This window comes from Klebsiella sp. A-Nf5, assembly GCF_002810545.1.
Classification (GTDB): Bacteria; Pseudomonadota; Gammaproteobacteria; order Enterobacterales; family Enterobacteriaceae; genus Klebsiella; species Klebsiella variicola.
The window spans coordinates 1-2,473 of sequence record NZ_PIOG01000289.1; the positions used below are offsets into that span (position 1 = coordinate 1).

The 2,473-nt window shown below is 39.1% G+C and carries 2 protein-coding genes; both read left to right on the top strand.

Annotated elements, in window-relative coordinates; all coding sequences use genetic code 11:
* The first annotated feature begins 311 nt into the window (after positions 1-311).
* Positions 312-1,373 carry a M15 family metallopeptidase gene (locus CWM53_RS29915; protein ID WP_100696366.1) on the top strand — a complete coding sequence of 354 codons (1,062 nt, stop codon included), beginning with the start codon at positions 312-314 and terminating at the stop codon, positions 1,371-1,373.
* 442 nt (positions 1,374-1,815) lie between these two features.
* On the top strand, positions 1,816-2,473 hold a 658-nt coding region (locus CWM53_RS30675), incomplete at its 3' end, for a hypothetical protein (protein ID WP_206062640.1).

A 2,473-nucleotide genomic window follows, 5' to 3' on the forward strand; every position in this document is an offset into this window, starting at 1 on the left:
GGAACAGGATTTCGGATAATAGTCACAAGGCACTGCATTCTTGACCCGTAAATGATCGTCATATAATTGAAATTACTAATAATGAACACCCAAACCACCTTTAATTGTAACCATACTAATGATTAGCAGATGGTTTTAATTCCTATCTAAAAGAATTATTATATCGAACTTATGCAGTACAACTTGCTCGCCTTGCACCTATAGATTACACTGATTTTACCATTCAAAAGAATGTTTCATAAAAAGACACGTTCCAGCATGGTATAGCTTGATTTCATCTTATTAACATCCCAACATAACAGGAGTGAATCATGCCTCTTAGCAGTTTTATTCATCCATTATTTGGTGAAGTTACATTCCGAACAGCCAGTCCTGAATGGAAACGTGGGGATGCTATTTTCTTTATTAGTGGCTTTAACATTAACGATGTTACACCTATTACAATTCCGCAGCTTAAAGGTATTCCAGGTTCAAATGATGGAGAATTACATTTTCATAGACTTGCCCATCAACAAATACTCGCGGTTTTTAAAGCAATTGAAGAGCAAGGCTATCTTCACCTTGTTAAATCATGTGCTGGAACACTGAATCCACGCTTACGAAAACCCACCAGTGGCGCCTTAAGCAAGCTTCCTTCGAATCATGCTTTTGGAATCGCGATCGACTTAAATGAAGATGATCCTGGATTTGGCGACTCGGTTGCTCCCTTCGCTCCTATTTTTCAGTCTTTTGGATTTACTTGGGGAAAGTCTTTTAATGACCCTATGCATTTCGAGGTTAATCAGTTTTTTCAGACAGAAGCATTGAAGAAGCCGATTGAAATAAAATTTATCTCAACCAAGCAACATGTTTCAAACCGAGGTGTACCGACGAATGATTTCTTGGAACAGTTAATTGATTGGGGAAAAAATGCTCCCGATGAAATATTTGCACCAAACTCTGAAAGTGATATCTACTCAAGCATTAAAAATATACTAGGCCCATGGCGTGATATTAACCATCGCCGCGCAGTAATGCTCGAAGTCATGCGCGTACTCGCTGGTTTTGAATCGTCGTGGGACTGGAATGCAGGGCGAGACAAAAATAATCCGACATCAGTAACACCAGAAACTATTGAGGCTGGAGCTTGGCAGGTAAGTGCAAACTCAATGCATTTTGGACAGGAACTTAAGGATTTGGTATTAAGAGATGTTGGGACATTTGATGGTAATATTTTTCAAAAAGCGATGAAAGAGAATCACCCCCTTGCGATGGAATATGTGTCACGACTGCTGCGTCGCACCATTCACCATCATGGACCAGTATCAAGACACGAAATTGATCCATGGTTGCGTCGCGATGCGGTCAGAGAGTTTGAAACAATGTTGTTGTAAGAGTTGTGGTTTAATGCATTCTTATAAGTTATAAGCTCATATTTTGTGTTAAGTTCATAAGATGAATTAATTTACTCATTGAAATTTTGCATGAAAAGTTAATACCCCTACCCTTCACTCTTAATAATCAATTACGATGAATTGGTGGGCGAGGATATACTATCTTCCTAAATTTAAATCAATCTGTATACATTAATTTTGACTTGCAATATATAAAAATCGAAGCATGGAGAAAGTCTTAAAATTAATTTTACTTGAACGAGTGGGGAATATAACCATGCCAAGTCATCCACATTGAGATTGAGTGGATTTATGATACAACTGCAGACTGGCTTAGCTTATTTTATTCTTAAGCCCTCAAGCAAATATATTAACCAATAGATATGGCCTTGAAAGAGTAATGGCCATAGGTAGTTTCATGATTGGGTCGTCCGGAGGGGGTATGACAGAAAAAAAATTTACACATGACGGCAAAGGAATTCTAGTAGTTGTATTCCACGCCTATGCCAACAATGCCACTTCTTTATCTTCAGTTATTGATGCAGTTAAAAAACAATGGCCTAATGCCCAGATGTATTGCCCTGACCTTCCACTGTCATGGTTTTCAACGGCAAACCCAAATGAGATAGTTAACCTTCATTTAAATCAGTTAGATACTATCATACAGCAATCAGAAAATGGTACAAATCCAATTACAAATATTATATTAATAGGTCACAGCTTTGGTGCACTGCTTGCCCGTAAACTCTATATCGTCGCTTGTGGTGAGACGCGTAAAGCACCGTTCGAAGCTTGCTACTTCAGATCTGAATCATCATTAGATAATGGTAGGCTTGCAGCTAGATATTGGGCGAAACGTGTCTCTCGTCTGATTCTGATGGCAGGTATGAACCGAGGCTGGAGTATTAGTCATCATATGAGTATTACGAAGGCACCGCTTTGGACATTAGGTGTGATTTTGGGTCATTTACTGTATGCATTCAAACATCGACCACCAGCAATTCTCACAATTCGCCGAGGTGCAGAATTTATCACTCAGTTACGTGTTCAGTGGTTATACATGCGTCGAGAGTATGCTTCCGATTCCAAAGCAGGCGGAA

Excerpts from the sequence above, each read along its gene's own strand:
- CWM53_RS29915 (WP_100696366.1), top strand. The coding sequence starts at position 312 with ATGCCTCTTAGCAGTTTTATTCATCCATTATTTGGTGAAGTTACATTC.